20 protein-coding genes are annotated in these 18,083 nt (G+C 41.8%); all 20 read left to right on the top strand.

Going from position 1 to position 18,083, the window contains the following annotated elements; all coding sequences use genetic code 11:
• Positions 1–224 precede the first annotated feature (224 nt).
• Positions 225–1,274 (top strand): L-threonylcarbamoyladenylate synthase, encoded by a 1,050-nt coding sequence (locus tag OSJ91_RS26890; protein ID WP_350300688.1) that lies wholly within the window; start codon positions 225–227, stop codon positions 1,272–1,274.
• A gap of 75 nt (positions 1,275–1,349) precedes the next feature.
• Positions 1,350–1,916: a manganese efflux pump MntP gene (locus OSJ91_RS26885; protein ID WP_350300687.1), complete on the top strand. Its 567-nt coding sequence runs from the start codon at positions 1,350–1,352 to the stop codon at positions 1,914–1,916.
• Positions 1,917–2,060: 144 nt separating this feature from the next.
• Positions 2,061–2,501, top strand: a complete 441-nt coding sequence (locus OSJ91_RS26880) for a low molecular weight protein arginine phosphatase (RefSeq protein WP_350300686.1) — start codon at positions 2,061–2,063, stop codon at positions 2,499–2,501.
• Positions 2,502–2,549: 48 nt separating this feature from the next.
• Positions 2,550–2,831 carry a hypothetical protein gene (locus OSJ91_RS26875; protein ID WP_485890761.1) on the top strand — a complete coding sequence of 94 codons (282 nt, stop codon included), beginning with the start codon at positions 2,550–2,552 and terminating at the stop codon, positions 2,829–2,831.
• 47 nt (positions 2,832–2,878) lie between these two features.
• The gene (gene rpiB, locus OSJ91_RS26870) at positions 2,879–3,325 is read left to right on the top strand and encodes a ribose 5-phosphate isomerase B (RefSeq protein WP_034315832.1); all 447 of its coding nucleotides are present in this window, start codon (positions 2,879–2,881) and stop codon (positions 3,323–3,325) included.
• 59 nt (positions 3,326–3,384) lie between these two features.
• Positions 3,385–3,978, top strand: a complete 594-nt coding sequence (locus tag OSJ91_RS26865; RefSeq protein WP_350300684.1) for a TIGR01440 family protein — start codon at positions 3,385–3,387, stop codon at positions 3,976–3,978.
• A 370-nt stretch (positions 3,979–4,348) separates the two neighbouring features.
• Positions 4,349–5,590 carry a serine hydroxymethyltransferase gene (locus OSJ91_RS26860; protein ID WP_098864408.1) on the top strand — a complete coding sequence of 414 codons (1,242 nt, stop codon included), beginning with the start codon at positions 4,349–4,351 and terminating at the stop codon, positions 5,588–5,590.
• Between the two features lie 237 nt (positions 5,591–5,827).
• Positions 5,828–6,457, top strand: a complete 630-nt coding sequence (upp, locus tag OSJ91_RS26855) for a uracil phosphoribosyltransferase (protein WP_101223839.1) — start codon at positions 5,828–5,830, stop codon at positions 6,455–6,457.
• Positions 6,458–6,480: 23 nt separating this feature from the next.
• Positions 6,481–7,623: a non-hydrolyzing UDP-N-acetylglucosamine 2-epimerase gene (gene wecB, locus OSJ91_RS26850; RefSeq protein WP_485890760.1), complete on the top strand. Its 1,143-nt coding sequence runs from the start codon at positions 6,481–6,483 to the stop codon at positions 7,621–7,623.
• An 83-nt stretch (positions 7,624–7,706) separates the two neighbouring features.
• Positions 7,707–9,935, top strand: a complete 2,229-nt coding sequence (locus OSJ91_RS26845) for a S8 family serine peptidase (RefSeq protein ID WP_350300682.1) — start codon at positions 7,707–7,709, stop codon at positions 9,933–9,935.
• Positions 9,936–10,394: 459 nt separating this feature from the next.
• A complete protein-coding gene (locus tag OSJ91_RS26840; protein ID WP_048685860.1) occupies positions 10,395–10,763 on the top strand; it encodes an ATP synthase subunit I in 369 nt (122 codons plus the stop codon).
• 22 nt (positions 10,764–10,785) lie between these two features.
• The gene (atpB, locus tag OSJ91_RS26835; protein WP_137017338.1) at positions 10,786–11,481 is read left to right on the top strand and encodes a F0F1 ATP synthase subunit A; all 696 of its coding nucleotides are present in this window, start codon (positions 10,786–10,788) and stop codon (positions 11,479–11,481) included.
• Between the two features lie 64 nt (positions 11,482–11,545).
• Positions 11,546–11,770: a F0F1 ATP synthase subunit C gene (gene atpE / locus OSJ91_RS26830; protein WP_048685857.1), complete on the top strand. Its 225-nt coding sequence runs from the start codon at positions 11,546–11,548 to the stop codon at positions 11,768–11,770.
• 167 nt (positions 11,771–11,937) lie between these two features.
• A complete protein-coding gene (gene atpF / locus OSJ91_RS26825) occupies positions 11,938–12,459 on the top strand; it encodes a F0F1 ATP synthase subunit B (protein WP_048685855.1) in 522 nt (173 codons plus the stop codon).
• The gene (locus OSJ91_RS26820; RefSeq protein ID WP_101223834.1) at positions 12,456–12,992 is read left to right on the top strand and encodes a F0F1 ATP synthase subunit delta; all 537 of its coding nucleotides are present in this window, start codon (positions 12,456–12,458) and stop codon (positions 12,990–12,992) included. Before atpF ends, OSJ91_RS26820 begins: the two co-directional genes overlap by 4 nt.
• 24 nt (positions 12,993–13,016) lie before the next feature.
• A complete protein-coding gene (gene atpA / locus OSJ91_RS26815; protein ID WP_048685849.1) occupies positions 13,017–14,525 on the top strand; it encodes a F0F1 ATP synthase subunit alpha in 1,509 nt (502 codons plus the stop codon).
• 39 nt (positions 14,526–14,564) lie between these two features.
• Entirely contained in the window at positions 14,565–15,425 is an 861-nt protein-coding gene (locus tag OSJ91_RS26810; RefSeq protein ID WP_101223833.1) for a F0F1 ATP synthase subunit gamma, read from the top strand.
• A gap of 87 nt (positions 15,426–15,512) precedes the next feature.
• The gene (atpD, locus tag OSJ91_RS26805; RefSeq protein WP_061465696.1) at positions 15,513–16,910 is read left to right on the top strand and encodes a F0F1 ATP synthase subunit beta; all 1,398 of its coding nucleotides are present in this window, start codon (positions 15,513–15,515) and stop codon (positions 16,908–16,910) included.
• A 25-nt stretch (positions 16,911–16,935) separates the two neighbouring features.
• Positions 16,936–17,337, top strand: a complete 402-nt coding sequence (locus OSJ91_RS26800) for a F0F1 ATP synthase subunit epsilon (RefSeq protein ID WP_048685840.1) — start codon at positions 16,936–16,938, stop codon at positions 17,335–17,337.
• Positions 17,338–17,683: 346 nt separating this feature from the next.
• Entirely contained in the window at positions 17,684–18,058 is a 375-nt protein-coding gene (locus OSJ91_RS26795) for an NADH-quinone oxidoreductase subunit A (RefSeq protein WP_137017336.1), read from the top strand.
• Positions 18,059–18,083 lie beyond the last annotated feature (25 nt).

Genomic DNA, 18,083 nt, shown 5'->3' with positions numbered 1-18,083 from the left:
ACAAAAAATCAAAAAAATCTGTCATTAATCATTAATATCCACAAACTTATCCACGGATTCGATATGGTTATCCCCAATTTGTGGATAACACTTGAATTATGTGTATACTTCTTTTATACTTTCAAAGTATCTTTTAAGTGAAATTAGTACGTTAAATTGAAAATATCGTTCATATTAAAGCGATTATATAAAATAAGAAATGTTAAAAGGCGATGATGTTCAAGATGAAAACGAAAATTTGGTCAGTGGATAAAAATGTGGATAATTTACAAAGTTATCCCCAGATTACACAATCAGCTGAATTATTAAAGGCTAACCAAGTGGTTGCTTTTCCTACAGAGACTGTTTATGGACTAGGTGCGAATGCCAAAAATGACGAGGCGGTCCAAAAAGTGTTCGAAGCAAAGGGGCGTCCGAGTGATAATCCTTTAATCGTTCATATAGCCTCAGAAGAGCAGTTGTCAGGTATTGTAGAAGAGATTCCGGAACAGGCCCGGAAGCTAATGGCAGAATTTTGGCCGGGTCCTTTGACTTTGATAATGAAACGAAAACCGGGCCAGCTATCAAATCTTGTGACAGCTGGATTGGACACGGTGGCTGTCAGGATGCCGGATCACCAGGTTGCCCTAGGTCTTATTCGTGCGAGTGATTTGCCCATTGCCGCTCCAAGTGCAAATACTTCCGGTAAACCAAGCCCCACTTCAGCAAAACATGTTGAAGATGACTTGATGGGCCGGATTGCAGGCATAGTCGATGGCGGGACAACGGGTGTGGGTGTAGAATCCACAGTACTTGATTGCACTGTTGAAGTCCCTGTTATATTAAGGCCCGGCGGAGTGACCCTGGAACAGCTGGAAGCTGTGATAGGGGAAGTCCGGCAAGATGTCGCTTTGAAGAATCAGGAAACGGCGCCGAAAGCCCCGGGCATGAAATATACCCACTATGCTCCGAAGGCCCCTCTATATTTAGTCAAGGGTAATCAAGCTTTCCTTCAGAAGCTTGTGGATGAAAAAAGAAGTGATGGGTTAAAGGTGGGCATCATAACGGCTTATGAACATCAACAGGATTATAAGGCGGATTATGTGGTTGCCCCAGGTTCGTTAGCTGATTTACATACTGTTGCCACAGGCTTATATGATGCTTTAAGACAGTTTGATGAGCTGGAGGTCGATGTCATTTTTAGTGAAATGTTTCCTGACCATGGAATAGGAGCTGCGGTCATGAACCGGCTTGAGAAGGCTGCAGGTCATCAAATCATCAAGGAACATGTGTAATAAGGACTGATTAATTCTTCTATTTCTTTTCGGACATGCATAACATGTAGTAGGCACGTCCGAGGGAGGATTGGAATGAATACATTTGCTGGAGAAATCATCACCTTATTGCTAATGGCATTCGCGTTGGGAATGGATGCCTTTTCAGTCGGCCTTGGAATGGGAATGTTTAAGCTAAGGTTGAGGCAAATTCTTTTTATAGGGCTGACAGTTGGCTTTTTTCATATTTGGATGCCCTTGCTTGGAATGGGGGCAGGCCGTTTCATTTCAGACAAATTCGGGACCTTCGCTACTTACGCCGGCGGTCTATTGTTGATCATTCTTGGTATACAGATGTTTATCCCTGGTAAAAAGGATGGAGCTGGTGTCAGGGAAAATAATATGCTGGCTCCTGTCGGGAAAGGTCTATTCATTTTTGCTTTAGGGGTAAGCCTGGATAGCTTCTCGGTAGGATTAACCCTGGGGATTTACGGTGCAAAAACGATTTTAACCATTCTTTGCTTTGGGTTTGCTGCCACCCTATTAACGTGGGCAGGGCTTTTGCTGGGTAGAAAAATGCAGGGTTTGCTTGGCGTGTATAGTGAGATTCTTGGCGGAAGCATCCTATGTGCGTTTGGGTTGAAATTATTGTTCTCTTTTTGAGCCGCTTGACTTCATATCTATCCTTCCTCAACTGTTCCGATTACCGGGGCGGTTTTATTTTTTCCTAAGACATGATGAGAGTGATTTTTTTGACTATAATAAACGGGCGATAGCTTATAATGAATAAAAAAGGAGGCGTCATAAATGATCCGCGTATTATTTGTATGTACAGGCAACACATGCAGAAGCCCGATGGCAGAAGCGATATTGAAAAATAAGAATATTGCGGGCGTTGAAGTGAAGTCCGCTGGCGTGTATGCTTCATCAGGCCAGGATGCTTCGACGCATGCTAAAAATGTATTGGCTGAAAATGACATAGTGCATAATCATCATTCAACGCCTTTATCCGAGAAGGAGATGGAATGGGCGACTCATATTTTCACCATGACGGAAGGGCATAAATCACTCATTGCCCATGCATATCCACAGATGACCGATAAGATTTTTACTTTAAAAGAATTCATTATTGACGATAAGTATGATAAAGACATAATAGATCCGTTTGGCGGTTCTGAAGGCATTTATCGGGAAACATTCAGGGAGCTGCAGGAATTAATTGAAGAATTGGTCTTAAGGCTTAAATAGTAAACAGGGTACATAATGTGGTCGCTGCAGTAAAAGATATTACTAAGCTTGTTGACCGTCAATTGGAAAGTGTATGATCAAGGCAGCAGAAGAAGTGGCTGCTATTGCAGAAGAACATCTGCTGGAGCGGAAGAAGTGACGGCTGTCACAAGCGAGCAAGCGATAGTCATGGAAAATGTCGAAAAATCGGCAATGGAATTTAAAGTGCAAGCGGAAAAGTTAAACAGAAACCTTACCCGCTTCACACTTGACATTTCACAGCAGGAAACCGGAGTCGGTTTCCTGCTTCTTTGCGATGATAAAGGATGGACATCCTTTATCTTTTCATAATTTTGTGACACAATAAAATCAAATGTAAAAGCTAGAGGAGGATTATGATGAAAGTTGCGATTGCTTCGGATCATGGTGGTATACATATCCGTGAAGAAATAAAGAATTTATTGAATGAGTTACAGATTCCATTTGAGGACTTTGGCTGTGAATGCAGTACGTCGGTGGATTATCCTGATTATGCCTTGCCGGTTGCTGAAAAAGTGGCAAGGGGTGAGTTCGATCGGGGCATTTTAATCTGTGGAACTGGAATCGGAATGAGCATTGCTGCTAATAAGGTCAAAGGAATTCGATGTGCTTTGGTTCATGATGTCTATAGTGCGAAGTTGACCCGTCAGCATAATGATACCAATATGTTAGCGATGGGGGAGCGTGTCATTGGCCCGGGTCTTGCCAGGGAAATTGCCCAAACATGGCTTACTTCGGAATTTGAAGGCGGGCGTCATCAAAACAGGATCGGTAAGATTGCGGAGTACGAAGGTAAGCACAGCTAATTCTTATGGTTTTTGGAGAGTTCCGATAGCAATTTTTCTTATTGAAAGGATGCGTTTTCATGACAAGTGATGCTACATTTTCAAATGAGCTTGAGATATGGGAAAACCAGTTTCGGGAACTTTTACATGAGTTTCAAGAGCAGGCAGCTTTAAAAGAGAAACAGCTACTGGTTATCGGCTGCAGTACAAGTGAAGTGATCGGGAAAAGGATCGGTACTGAAGGGACGCTCGATGTTGCGGGGATGATTTTTTCCGTAGTGAGGGATTTTCAAGGAAAAACGGGTGTTCAGGTTGCGTATCAATGTTGTGAGCACCTAAACAGGGCATTGGTTTTGCAAAGGGAAACCGCGATTCGATATGATTATGAAGAAGTTTCGGTTGTACCTGTAAGAACAGCTGGGGGATCGATGGCGACGTACGCCTATCAGCAATGGAAAGATGCAGTCGTCGTTGAACATATCAAAGCGGATGCGGGGATAGACATTGGAGACACATTCATTGGCATGCATCTGAAGCATGTGGCGGTTCCGATTCGCTCTGCCATTAAAGAAATAGGCCATGCTCATGTGACCATGGCAAAAACCCGCCCAAAACTGATTGGCGGGGAACGGGCCGTTTATCAGGACATCTCTGAAAACAAGAGTTGTACTTAAGGTAATTGAGACAGCATTTCTCGGATGGGGAATGCTGTTTTTTAATAGAATCTGAGCAAAATCGTAAAGCTCAAGATAAGGTTCACAAGAAAAATTTTTATTTTGTAGTGCTAATAGAATGGAGATTTCGCTCATTAAATATAGGGTGAAAGGGCTATTTACCATGATTTCGATGTCAAATACGAACGTTTTTAAATATAAAAACATTTAATGTTCGATAAAATTAGACTATCACTTCTAAATTAGACATGTTAAAATGGAGTAGAATTTTCTAATAATTATTGGTAAGGCTTTTTCATGCTTTTTTGAAGGCATGTTGCACATAAATACTAAAAAGCGAATCACGCACAATTTGAGGAGGAATTACGGAATGAATCGTTTAGCAAAGCAAGATGAGCAAGTGTTTAACGCAATTCAACTGGAATTAGGGCGTCAAAGAAGTAAAATTGAGCTTATTGCTTCTGAAAACTTCGTGAGTGAAGCTGTCATGGAAGCGCAAGGGTCGGTCTTGACTAATAAGTATGCAGAAGGATACCCTGGAAAACGTTACTATGGCGGATGTGAGTATGTAGACATCGTTGAAGATCTAGCACGTGAGCGTGCGAAAGAAATTTTCGGCGGGGAGTATGTGAACGTACAGCCTCACTCTGGAGCTCAAGCCAATATGGCCGTTTACTTTACAGTGCTTCAAACCGGCGACACCGTGCTTGGGATGAACCTTTCGCATGGAGGTCATTTAACACATGGAAGCCCAGTTAACTTCAGTGGTGTTAACTACAATTTCGTTGAATATGGGGTAGACGAAAAAGATCACCGTATCGATTACAATGATGTATTGGAAAAAGCTCGTCAGCACAAACCGAAATTGATCGTAGCGGGTGCAAGTGCATATCCACGGGAAATTGATTTCAAGCGATTCCGTGAAATTGCAGATGAGGTCGGAGCTTATTTAATGGTCGATATGGCGCATATCGCAGGTTTGGTTGCGGCTGGATTACACCAAAGTCCAATTCCTTATGCTGACTTTGTAACGACAACTACTCATAAAACACTTCGCGGACCGCGCGGAGGAATGATCATCTGTAAAGAAGAATTCGGTAAGAAAATCGATAAATCCATCTTCCCTGGAATTCAAGGCGGTCCATTGATGCATGTTATATCCGCTAAGGCTGTTGCATTCGGCGAAGCGCTTCAAGATGATTTTAAAGTGTATGCACAACAAATCATCGACAATGCTAAACGTCTGGGCGAAGGTTTGAAGAAAGAAGGGTTCACCCTTGTTTCTGATGGAACGGACAATCACTTGATTCTTCTTGATGTGCGCTCTACTGGATTAACGGGAAAAATCGCAGAGCATGTTTTGGATGAAATCGGTATTACCGTTAACAAAAATGCGATACCTTATGACCCGGAAAAACCATTCGTTACAAGTGGTATTCGTATTGGGACTGCGGCAGTGACATCACGTGGCTTCGGATTGGAAGACATGGATGAAATAGCTGCAATCATCGGACTTGTTTTGAAAAATAATGAGGACACAGCTAAACTTGAAGAAGCAAAACAGCGTGTTGAATCATTAGCTAACAAATTTGAATTATATCCTTCATTGTAATATTCTTGAGCCGCTCCCTTCTATAGGGAGCGGTTTTTTTATACCTTATGGGAGTCCGTATGTGAGAAGAATCCGAATAGTGAAAATAGGTCTGACATCTAAACCTTTATTGAAGATTGAAACGTTTTTCTGTAAAATAGGTTGAAGTGAATTTAAAAAGACACGAAAATTTTTCTATTCGATTAGGGAAATCATAAAAAAGCGCAAAACTAAGCAATGGAATTGGAGAGATGCTAAATGGGAAAAGTTTATGTTTTCGATCACCCGTTAATTCAACACAAATTAGCCTATATACGTGATATAAATACAGGAACAAAAGAATTCCGTGAACTGGTGGATGAAGTCGCTTCATTGATGGCATTTGAAATCACGAGGGATATGCCGCTGGAAGAGGTGGAAATCCAAACGCCTGTAAGCACGGCGAAAGTGAAAATGCTTTCTGGTAAAAAAGTAGGAATCGTCCCGATTTTACGTGCAGGCATAGGGATGGTGGACGGAATCATTAAGCTGATTCCTGCTGCAAAGGTCGGACATGTTGGTCTTTACCGTGATCCTGAAACATTGAAACCTGTTGAATATTATGCGAAAATGCCAAGTGATTTGGCTGAAAGGGAATGCATTGTCGTTGACCCGATGTTAGCCACTGGCGGATCAGCCATCGAAGCGATCCATTCCATTAAAAAGCGCGGTGCAGTGAATATTAAATTCATGTGTTTGATTGCAGCTCCAGAGGGTGTGGACGCATTAAAAGAAGCCCATCCGGATGTTGATATTTATATTGCTGGCCTTGACGAAAAACTGAATGAACATGGATATATCGTTCCAGGTCTTGGAGACGCAGGAGATCGTTTATTCGGCACAAAATAAGGAAAGAAGCTGAGGTGTCACGAATGAACAAACCGATAAAAGTCATGACCATTTTCGGGACGAGACCAGAAGCTGTCAAAATGGCTCCCTTAGTACTCGAATTTCAAAAACACCCAGAACATTTCAAGCCGATCGTTGCTGTTACGGCTCAGCATCGCCAAATGTTAGATCAAGTTCTCGAACTATTTTCCATTCAGCCGGATTATGACTTGGACATAATGAAGGAAAGGCAAACGCTTGCTGACATTACAACAAGAGCATTAAATGGTCTTGATTCCGTAATGAAGGAAGCTGAGCCTGATATCGTTCTTGTACATGGAGATACAACCACAACATTCGTCGCAAGTCTGGCTGCTTTTTATAATCAGATTGTCATTGGGCATGTAGAAGCAGGGCTGCGCACCTGGAATAAGTATTCCCCCTATCCGGAAGAGATGAATCGACAGCTTACCGGTACGATGGCGGATTTGCATTTTGCGCCGACTTCGAAAGCGGAGGAGAATCTGCTTAACGAAAACAAGAAGGATAATATTTTCGTGACGGGAAATACGGCAACCGATGCTTTAAAAACGACTGTGCGGTCCACGTATTCCCATCCGGTTTTAAATGGACTTGGAGAAGACAGGCTCATTTTGCTTACCGCCCATCGCAGGGAAAATCTAGGGGAACCCATGAGGAATATCTTCAGGGCCGTGAAGAGAATTATTGCTGAGCATGATGATATTCAAGTTGTATATCCTGTCCATTTAAATCCTCTTGTTCAGGAATTGGCGAACGAAATTCTCGGGGACGATCCGCGGGTTCATTTGATCGAGCCGCTGGATGTTTTGGATTTCCATAACTTCGCTTCAAGGGCCTATTTGATTTTGACTGATTCTGGAGGAATCCAGGAAGAGGCACCGTCACTTGGTGTACCTGTCCTGGTTTTAAGGGACACGACTGAACGTCCTGAGGGGATAGCGGCTGGAACCTTAAGATTGGCGGGTACTGATGAACAAACCATTTATAATTTGGCACATGAATTGCTCACGGATCAAGAGGTGCACGAAAAAATGTCCAAAGCTTCAAATCCATATGGGGACGGAAACGCTTCGGTCCGCATAGCTGAAGCCATCCGTTACTATTTTAAGCAAGTAAATATGCCGCCAACTAGATTTGACTCATAAAAAAGGAAAAGCCATGCGCTTTTCCTTTTTTTATTTGCATACTCCAAGGTTGTTGAGAAAAGATAATTGCTAAGGGGATGATTATGTTGGGAAAGAAATTGTTTTTAGTGTTTGTTTTCCTTTTTGTATTTATTTATCAAAATGAAAAGGGGTTCGCATCCGTCATTCTGCCGCCTTTACCAAAACTATCAGAATCTAAGGAAGTGACGGTTGTTGTCACGATGGATAAGGAGTTTCAACGAAAAAAGATCGAAAAACTGCTTGAAAAATATCCTTCCCTTCAATTACGGAATGTTTATTCGATCGCCCTGAATGGATTTTCCCTTCATGGGAAGATGAATGAGATAGAACAACTTAAAAAGGAGGACGAAATACAGGCTGTAACGGAAGTGTCCGTTTATCAAGCTGTGTTGGATGAAAGTGTCCCATACATAGGAGGAGGCAGGGTCAGGGGTTTCTTTGATAAGGAGAATCACCGGATAACCGGGAAAGGGGTAAAAGTAGGGATAATCGATACTGGCATCGATTATACACATCCAGATTTGCAACGAGCTTATAAGGGCGGGAAGGATCTTGTTGATGGTGATGAAGACCCGATGGAAACCAAAAACCAAGGCGACCTGGATACATTACACGGTACACATGTGGCAGGCATCATTGCAGCCAATGGAAAAATGAAAGGTGTCGCACCAGAGGCGGAGATATATGCATATCGAGCTTTGGGACCAGGTGGAGCAGGAGATACGGATCAAGTCTTGACAGCTATTGAGTCAGCCATGAAGGATAAGGTAGATGTATTGAACCTCTCTCTTGGCAATAACGTCAATGGCCCTGATTTGCCTATCTCCCTTGCATTGAATAAGGCTGTGGAAAGCGGAATAGTTGCCGTGACATCAAACGGGAATTCCGGTCCGGCTGTATGGACCGTCGGTTCACCCGGAACAGCGGAAAAAGCGATTTCCGTTGGTGCATCGACTCCTCCCTTAAGGGTTCCGTATATGATTTACGGACTTGGATCGAAAAAGCATCAATCGCATTTAACCTTGTTTCAAGGCTCTAAAAAATGGAACCTGACGTTTTCCGAGGATGTCATATATGGGGGACTGGGTAATGAAAAAGACCTGAAACATGTTCGGGATAAGATTGTTTTGATGGAACGTGGCACACTTACCTTCCAGCAGAAAGTATCCAATGCAGAAAAGGCAGGTGCAAAGGGGGTAATTGTTTATAATAATACGAGCGGGACCTTTACTGGAAGCTTGGAAAAGGAAATGAACATCCCAGCTGCTTCTATTAATAGAAGAGATGGATTGCAGCTTAAGCAAATCATGGAGCAAGGGCAGAGCAAAACCGTACAATTTGTTTATAAGAACGAGCAGGATAGGCTCGCGGATTTTAGCTCAAGGGGCCCGGTAACCGTATCATGGGGAATAAAGCCTGACGTATTGGCGCCGGGAGTGGAAATTAAAAGCACCGTTCCTAAAGGATATATGTCCTTGGATGGAACAAGTATGTCCGCACCGCATGTTGCAGGAGCAGTCGCATTAATCCTGCAAAAACACCCGGATTGGACTCCTGATCAAGTGAAATCTGCATTGATGAGCACTTCAAAGCCATTGAGGAAATCTGCGAATCAATTTTATCACACATATGAACAGGGGGCTGGACGCATTCAGGTCGACGAAGCATTAAAAGCGGACACGCTCTTGAATCCTAGCTCATTGTCCTTTGGAATGTATACAAAGAAAGAAGGAATTGAAGAGCATCATGAAACGATAGTTATAGAAAATACCGGAACGAAAATGAGGAAGTACTCTTTCATGGTCCCATTAAAGGAAACGGGACTCACTTGGGAATTGCCGAAATCCCTTACTTTGAATCCGAAGGAAAAGAAAAAAATTAAAGTGGGACTGCAGGTCAACCCAGCCGAGCTTAAAAAGGGGGTCTTTGATGGATACCTCATTATAATGGAAGGAACCAAAAGAATATCACTTCCTTATTTATATGTAAAAGAAGAGCCTGATTATCCAAGGGTAATGGGATTTGATTTTGGCGAAGGAGACCAGGAAGGTACATATCGATACGAAATGTACCTTCCGCGTGGGGCTGAAGAATTCGGTATTGCCCTTTATGAGGAAGATAGCTTGAAATTCGCTGGATATTTGGATTGGTCGAGATCGGCACCTTCCGGTTTGATCAAAAGAGATGTATTGAAAAAAGACTTGCCGCCTAAAGGAGTGTATAAAGCGATAATCTTTGCGAGAAGGGGCGGAAGGGAAGATCGGATAGAAAAGACGTTACTTATTGAGTGAACAGACGACAATAAGTAAAATAAAACGGATGTCAATAGTAGAAAAAAGATAATTTGTGAACAATTCGTTAATAATTACAAACCTGTGACAAATTTCACTAACCACTCATTGACAATGATTCTAGCCTATTGTATGCTAACAAAGGATGTAAAATGAGAGGGTTTTCAGTAGCCCGGCATGCAGATTTTTACAGCATGAAATGTTTTCTATCCTCCACCAAATTCAACCGCGAGGATGCAACTTGCGTCAAATGATTTGCCGTCTAAAATGGCTATGACTTTGATGTCAGCGATTCTTTCTCAAATAGTCGGATCAGTTTTGTTCGGTATCTTCATTTGCTTGCCAGAACCTAAGATTCGAACCGCTGCTATTAGTAATTGGCCTTCTTTGTGGACTTGCTAGGTTTACAAGCAATGCTTCATTCAGTACGAAAATATTTCTCAGGAGATTAAATGAAAAATGCCAGAAATGAAAATCATGTTCAACAGGCAGAGTAAATATATAATTTTTCTTCTGGCGGTTTATGTTGTTGGATGGGGACTTACGAGTTATCAAGCCGTTTTTGCTGGGCTTATACTGGGTACGAGTTTGAGTTTATACAATTTATGGCTGATCAATCAGAAAATGAAAAAGTTCAGTCAGGCGCTCGATGAAGGAAAGAAAACTAAATCTCTTGGGACGATGACTCGAATGGCATCCGCAGGTCTAGCGGTACTCATTGCATTGGAATTTCCGGAGCATTTTCATCTGATAAGTGTTGTATGGGGATTAATGACAGCTTATATTGTCATTTTTATAGATTTTTTCATCCAATTAATACGTCGATAGCGGGGAAGAGAGGTGAATATAGTTGAATCATGAAGCACCCTTACAAGAATTTATGGGTCTTACCTTTAACTTGAGTAACGTCCTAATGATTACAGTTGCCAGCCTAGTTGTGTTCATACTTGCTGTGCTTGGTACACGTAAGCTTGCCATGAAGCCAACTGGCATGCAGAATTTCATGGAATGGATTATGGATTTCGTTAAGGGTATTATTAATAGTAACATGGACTGGAGAACAGGTGGTCAGTTTCAACTGCTTGGTATGACTTTGCTGATGTACATTTTTGTGTCCAATATGCTAGGTCTTCCGTTTGCAATTAGTTACGATGGTGTGCTTTGGTGGAAATCACCAACAGCCGACCCAGTTATCACATTGACTCTTGCAGTCATGGTTTTAGGTTTAACGCATTATTATGCTATAAAAATGAAGGGCGCCAAGGGTTATTTTAAAGCTTATAAAAACCCAATGACACTTGTAGAGGAATTTACAAACTCCTTGACACTTGGTCTGCGTCTATATGGTAACATTTATGCTGGTGAAGTTTTGCTGAGTCTATTAGCGGGATCTCTAGCATTTAGTGGAGCTGCCGGATTTATTGGTGCAATTGTGCCTACATTAGTATGGCAAGGCTATAGTATTTTCGTCGGTAGTATCCAAGCGTTTATCTTTGTCACGTTAACAATGGTTTATCTGTCTCATAAAGTCAGTGACGACCATTAATTATAAGTTCATTTAGAACTAAAAAAATAATAAATTTTGATACAATCTAAGGAGGATATTTATAATGACAGGTTCAGTAGGTCTTCTTGCAGCAGCAATTGCAATTGGTTTAGCAGCACTAGGTGCAGGTATTGGTAATGGTCTTATCGTTTCAAGAACAGTAGAAGGTATCGCTCGTCAACCAGAAGCTCGCGGTATGCTTCAAACAACAATGTTCATCGGGGTAGGTTTAGTTGAGGCGATGCCTATCATCGCGGTAGTAATTGCGTTTATGGTATATGGTGGTTAATAGAACCTTCAAAAAGTTCAAAAATGGCGAAGTTCGTTCCATGTGAACCTTCGCCTTTCCTTTATGTCCACAATCCTGTTTTTATACAGTTTAAGAGCATAGTTTTCTAAAGTTCATATATAATGAACGCTTTAAGAAGTGAAACTCGTGAAGGGAGTGAACCAAGCGTGTTAACAAGCAGCTTTGTACTTGGGTCAACGTCTCATGGCTTTAATGGCGGAGACATGTTATACCAATTAGTAATGTTTATCATTTTGTTAGCGTTGCTGAAGAAATTTGCATGGGGTCCTCTAATGGGCATCATGACTCAACGTGAAGAACATGTTGCAAATGAAATTCAAGCAGCTGAAGCTAGCAGACAAGAAGCACTTAAATATTTAGAAGAACAACGTGAAATCGTAAAACAATCTCGCACTGAAGCGGGACAACTTATAGAAAACGCGAAACTTCAAGGTGAAGCACAGCGTGAAGAGATCGTGAATCAAGCACGTCTTGAAGCTGAACGCGTCAAAGAAACAGCTAAGCGTGAAATCGTACAGGAAAAAGAAAAAGCCATTACGGCATTACGCGAGCAAGTGGCATCTTTATCCGTACTTATTGCTTCTAAAGTAATAGAAAAAGAATTATCCGAAGCAGATCAAGAGCAACTGATTAATGACTACATTCAAGAGGCAGGAGAAGGGAAATGAGCGATATAACAGTAGCAAAGCGTTATGCCGTTGCCCTTTTCCAAATTGCGAAAGAGCAAAATCTCATTAACCAACTTGAAGAAGAGCTTCGCATAGTGAATGAAGTTTTTACAAATGATAATGAGCTATTAAGTTTTCTGGCTCATCCTAAAATGACTAAAGATGCAAAAGCCGCTTTGATTGCAAATGCATTTGCAAGCCTTTCTTCTTCCGTTCAAAACACTGTGATGTTGATGGTGGAGCGTCATCGTACAGATGAAGTGACAGCAATGGCACAAGAGTTCATTGAACTTGCGAATGAAGAAAACTCAGTAGCTGATGCAACGGTCTATACAGTACGTCCATTGACTGAAACGGAAGTGGAAGCTGTGTCTTCATCTTTTGCAGCGAAAATCGGCAAAAGAAATTTACGCATTACTAATATTACAGATAGCAATATCCTTGGCGGCATCAAATTACAAATCGGTAACCGCATATATGACGGGACGATTAGCGGTAAGTTAGATCGCCTTAGCAAACAACTATTAGGTTAATATTCACAGATAGGGGTGAAATTCATGAGCATCAAAGCTGAAGAAATCAGTGCGCTGATTAAAAAGCAGATTGAAAACTATCAGTCGGAAATTAAAGTAAGCGATGTTGGTACGGTTATCACTGTTGGTGATGGTATCGCACGCGTTCATGGTTTAGATAATGCAATGTCTGGGGAGCTCTTAGAATTTTCCAATGGGTCAATGGGATTAGCACAAAACCTTGAGCAAAATAACGTTGGTGTTGTTATTCTTGGACCATTCAGAGACATTAAAGAAGGCAGTGAAGTACGCCGTACTGGCCGTATCATGGAAGTGCCAGTTGGAGAAGAATTAATCGGACGTGTCGTGAATCCGCTTGGACAGCCATTAGATGGCCTAGGCCCGATCGCTACGACAAAAACTCGTCCAATCGAAAGCCCTGCAACAGGTGTAATGGACCGTAAATCAGTACATGAACCTTTACAAACAGGTATTAAAGCAATCGATGCATTAGTTCCAATCGGTCGTGGACAACGTGAGTTGATCATTGGTGACCGTCAAACTGGTAAAACATCAGTTGCGATCGATACAATTCTTAACCAAGCTGACCAAGATATGATCTGTATCTATGTGGCTATCGGTCAAAAAGAATCAACGGTTCGTGGAACTGTTGAAACACTACGTAAAAATGGTGCTTTGGATTACACAATCGTTGTATCTGCATCAGCTTCTCAACCAGCACCACTTTTATACCTAGCTCCATATGCTGGTGTGACTATGGGTGAAGAGTTCATGTTCGCTGGCAAGCACGTTCTTGTGGTTTACGATGATCTTTCTAAGCAAGCATCTGCATACCGTGAACTTTCCTTGCTACTTCGCCGTCCTCCAGGTCGTGAAGCATTCCCAGGGGATGTATTCTACTTGCACTCCCGTTTACTTGAGCGTGCAGCAAAATTGAATGACACTTTAGGTGCCGGTTCAATCACTGCGCTTCCGTTTGTTGAAACACAAGCAGGCGACATCTCTGCTTACATTCCAACAAACGTAATTTCCATCACTGATGGACAAATCTTCTTGCAATCCGATTTGTTCTTCTCAGGTGTACGTCCTGCGATTAACGCTGGTCTATCCGTATCCCGTGTTGGTGGATCTGCACAAATTAAAGCGATGAAAAAAGTTGCCGGTACTTTACGTCTTGACTTGGCTTCATACCGTGAATTGGAAGCATTCTCTCAATTCGGTTCTGATCTGGATGCTGCAACACAAGCAAAACTTAACCGTGGTGCTCGTACAGTTGAAGTTCTGAAACAAGACCTAAACAAACCGATCAAAGTTGAAAAACAAGTCATGATTTTCTATGCATTGACTAAAGGTCATTTAGATGATATTCCAGTATCGGATATCCTTCGTTTTGAAGAAGAATACTATGTGTTCCTAGATCGTTCTCATCCGGAATTATTAGATCACATTCGCACAACTAAAGGTCTTCCTGAAGACGCTGCTATCGTTGCTGCAATTAACGAATTCAAAAAGAACTTCGTTATTTCTGAATAATAAAGGTCTAACTAATTTATAAAAGGGTGGTGAGAATGAATGGCCTCTTTACGCGATATTAAGTCTCGGATTACTTCAACGAAAAAGACGAGTCAAATTACAAAAGCGATGCAGATGGTATCTGCTTCTAAAATGAACCGTGCAGAAGCTAATGCTAAAGCATATGTTCCATATATGGAAAAAATTCAAGAAGTGGTATCCAGTATTGCGAACGGAAGCACGGATGCATCTCATCCAATGCTTACTTCACGTCCCGTTAAGAAAACCGGTTACTTGGTAATCACATCGGACCGTGGATTGGCTGGGGCTTACAATAGTAGCATCCTTCGCCACGTTCATAAAACCATTCTTGAACGCCATAAATCCAATGATGAGTTCGTCATTATCGCAATCGGAAGGGTTGGCCGTGATTTCTTTGTCAGCCGTAACATGCACGTAGAGCTTGAAGTAATTGGGGTTCCTGATCAGCCGTCTTTCGCTGACATTAGCTCCCTTGCAAAATCGACAGTGAATTTATATCTGAATGAGCTGTGTGATGAGCTTTATATGTACTATAACCATTATGTCAGCCCAATCCAGCAGGATGTAACGGAAAAGCAAGTCCTTCCGTTAGCTGACTTCAATACTTCCAATGCAACATTGACTTCTTATGAATTTGAACCGAATGCGGAAGAAATTCTTGAGGTATTACTGCCTCAGTACGCAGAAAGTTTGATTTATGGTGCTTTGTTAGATGGTAAAGCAAGTGAGCACTCTGCACGTATGACTGCAATGAAAAATGCGACCGATAATGCAAAAGAGTTGATCGACTCACTTTCATTACAATATAACCGTGCACGTCAGGCAGCGATCACTCAAGAAATTACAGAGATTGTCGGCGGTGCAGCAGCTTTAGAATAAAATCATTAAAGGGGCGGTCGGCCCGGACGAAGCTTGGCCGTTCCATAAACTCGATAGTCGTTATAAGCAACGTTAGGAGGGAAAACGATGAATATAGGACGCGTTACTCAAGTTATGGGTCCGGTTGTTGACGTGAAATTCGAAGACGGACAACTTCCTAAGATCTATAACGCGTTAAGAATCGAAAATACAGCGTCTGGTACAGGACTAACTCTTGAAGTGGCCCTTCAACTAGGTGATAATACAGTTCGTACTGTAGCAATGTCTTCCACTGATGGTTTAACCCGTGGTGCAGAGACTGTTGATACAGGAGCTCCAATTTCAGTACCTGTAGGTGAAGTTACACTAGGTCGTGTTTTCAACGTATTAGGGGAAAACATTGACCTATTTGAACCACTTACAGCAGAGGTGCGTCGTGATCCAATTCACAGACAAGCACCAACATTCGAGGAATTATCAACATCAGTTGAAATTCTTGAAACGGGTATTAAAGTAGTAGATTTACTTGCTCCTTACATCAAAGGTGGTAAAATCGGTCTCTTCGGTGGAGCCGGTGTTGGTAAAACTGTACTTATCCAAGAACTTATCAATAACATCGCACAAGAGCACGGCGGTATCTCGGTATTCGCTGGTGTAGGTGAGCGTACTCGTGAAGGTAATGACCTTTTCTACGAGATGACTGATTCTGGTGTTATCAAGAAAACGGCAATGGTATTCGGACAAATGAACGAGCCGCCAGGTGCACGTATGCGTGTCGCTCTAAGCGGTTTGACAATGGCTGAATATTTCCGTGACGAACAAGGACAAGACGTTCTTTTCTTCATCGATAACATTTTCCGTTTCACACAAGCAGGTTCTGAGGTTTCCGCCCTACTAGGACGTATGCCTTCAGCGGTAGGTTACCAACCAACTCTTGCTACTGAAATGGGCCAATTGCAAGAACGTATCACTTCAACAAATAAAGGTTCAGTTACATCCATTCAAGCGATCTATGTACCTGCCGATGACTATACGGATCCGGCTCCAGCTACAACTTTCGCTCACTTGGATGCAACAACAAACCTTGAGCGTAAGCTTTCTGAAATGGGTATTTACCCTGCAGTTGATCCATTGGCGTCTTCTTCCCGTGCCCTTAGCCCGGAAATCGTTGGCGCTGAGCACTATAAAGTGGCTCGTCAAGTGCAATCGACTTTACAGAAATATAAAGAACTTCAAGATATTATTGCCATCTTGGGTATGGACGAATTAAGCGAAGACGAAAAAGTAATCGTTGCCCGTGCTCGTAGAATTCAAAACTTCTTGTCACAAAACTTCCACGTGGCTGAACAATTCACTGGTCAAAAGGGATCTTATGTACCAGTTAAAGAAACAGTCCAAGGATTCAAAGATATCCTAGCTGGAAAATATGACGAACTTCCTGAAGATGCTTTCCGTTTAGTTGGCCGCATCGAAGAAGTTATTGCTAAAGCAAAAGAAATGGCTTAATTAAAGGGACCTAGGAGGGAATGAAATGAAGACCATTAAAGTCAATGTTGTTACTCCCGATGGCCCAGTATATGATGCAGAAGTTGAAATGGTAAGCACTAAAGCTAAAAGCGGTGAGCTGGGAATCATGGCTGGACACGTTCCAACTGTAGCCCCGCTTACCATTGGTGCTGTCCGTCTTAAAAATGGAAGCAACACAGACTATGTAGCTGTAAATGGTGGCTTCTTAGAAGTTCGCCCTGATGTGGTAACCATTTTGGCTCAATCTGCTGAAAGAGCTGAAACTATCGATCTTGCACGTGCTCAAGCAGCAAAAGCCCGTGCTGAACAAAGATTGCAGAACAATGATGGATCAAATGATGCCAAAAGAGCTAATTTAGCGCTTAAACGTGCCATCAACCGAATCCAAATTGCAGAAATGCGATAACTTTAATTGATGAAAACACCTGATCGAGCCATTCGTGGTAAGATTAGGTGTTTTTTTTAACCAAAAGGTTTTTGAGGATAGTAATATTTAATAAAAAAGCTTGTAGAATGAAAAAAAAGTCGAATTATAGAGTAAAGTATTTTCCATTTTAATCCTTAACTCGTCGACATGCTTTTAGCCTGATGTTATAATGTATACGCTTACAAATATAGCTTTATACCCCCTCCTTTCACGTTGCTTCTAAAAGAATGTCACCCTGCATAATATTTAAAAGGTATCCAAAAAGAAGACAAGCAAATCTATATTGCACCCATTTAACATGATTTATCCATAAAGGGAGATGAACATGGGACAGCTGCATATTTATCAAAATAATTATTTAATTGTATTTGTTTTCCTTTGTCTCGGCATTTTATTGCCTGTGATCGCTTTATTTCTTGGTAGACTGCTCAGGCCTTATAAACCGACAGATATGAAATATACGACTTATGAAAGTGGAATCGATCCTTTTCAGGATTCAAGGGTTCAATTCAATGTCAGGTATTATCTATTCGGATTGATGTTCGTCATATTTGACGTAGAAACGGTTTTTCTTTACCCATGGGCGGTCGCTTATGATGAACTCGGACTGTTTGCATTGATTGAAATGCTGTTTTTTGTCCTGATCCTTATGCTAGGGCTAATCTACGCTTGGAAAAAGAAGGTGTTAAAGTGGAATTGAAATTGGATGAACTTACCCCTGCAGA

The sequence above is a fragment of the Bacillus sp. T-10(2022) genome (genome assembly GCF_056502895.1).
The sequence above is the reverse complement of the archived record's forward strand: the minus strand, read 5'-3'. Positions and strand labels throughout refer to the sequence as shown.

Coding starts and splice junctions, on each gene's coding strand:
- OSJ91_RS26890 (WP_350300688.1), top strand. CDS start 225: ATGAAAACGAAAATTTGGTCAGTGGATAAAAATGTGGATAATTTACAA.
- OSJ91_RS26885 (WP_350300687.1), top strand. CDS start 1,350: ATGAATACATTTGCTGGAGAAATCATCACCTTATTGCTAATGGCATTC.
- OSJ91_RS26880 (WP_350300686.1), top strand. CDS start 2,061: ATGATCCGCGTATTATTTGTATGTACAGGCAACACATGCAGAAGCCCG.
- rpiB (WP_034315832.1), top strand. CDS start 2,879: ATGAAAGTTGCGATTGCTTCGGATCATGGTGGTATACATATCCGTGAA.
- OSJ91_RS26865 (WP_350300684.1), top strand. CDS start 3,385: ATGACAAGTGATGCTACATTTTCAAATGAGCTTGAGATATGGGAAAAC.
- OSJ91_RS26860 (WP_098864408.1), top strand. CDS start 4,349: ATGAATCGTTTAGCAAAGCAAGATGAGCAAGTGTTTAACGCAATTCAA.
- upp (WP_101223839.1), top strand. CDS start 5,828: ATGGGAAAAGTTTATGTTTTCGATCACCCGTTAATTCAACACAAATTA.
- wecB (WP_485890760.1), top strand. CDS start 6,481: ATGAACAAACCGATAAAAGTCATGACCATTTTCGGGACGAGACCAGAA.
- OSJ91_RS26845 (WP_350300682.1), top strand. CDS start 7,707: ATGTTGGGAAAGAAATTGTTTTTAGTGTTTGTTTTCCTTTTTGTATTT.
- OSJ91_RS26840 (WP_048685860.1), top strand. CDS start 10,395: ATGCCAGAAATGAAAATCATGTTCAACAGGCAGAGTAAATATATAATT.
- atpE (WP_048685857.1), top strand. CDS start 11,546: ATGACAGGTTCAGTAGGTCTTCTTGCAGCAGCAATTGCAATTGGTTTA.
- OSJ91_RS26820 (WP_101223834.1), top strand. CDS start 12,456: ATGAGCGATATAACAGTAGCAAAGCGTTATGCCGTTGCCCTTTTCCAA.
- atpA (WP_048685849.1), top strand. CDS start 13,017: ATGAGCATCAAAGCTGAAGAAATCAGTGCGCTGATTAAAAAGCAGATT.
- OSJ91_RS26810 (WP_101223833.1), top strand. CDS start 14,565: ATGGCCTCTTTACGCGATATTAAGTCTCGGATTACTTCAACGAAAAAG.
- atpD (WP_061465696.1), top strand. CDS start 15,513: ATGAATATAGGACGCGTTACTCAAGTTATGGGTCCGGTTGTTGACGTG.
- OSJ91_RS26800 (WP_048685840.1), top strand. CDS start 16,936: ATGAAGACCATTAAAGTCAATGTTGTTACTCCCGATGGCCCAGTATAT.
- OSJ91_RS26795 (WP_137017336.1), top strand. CDS start 17,684: ATGGGACAGCTGCATATTTATCAAAATAATTATTTAATTGTATTTGTT.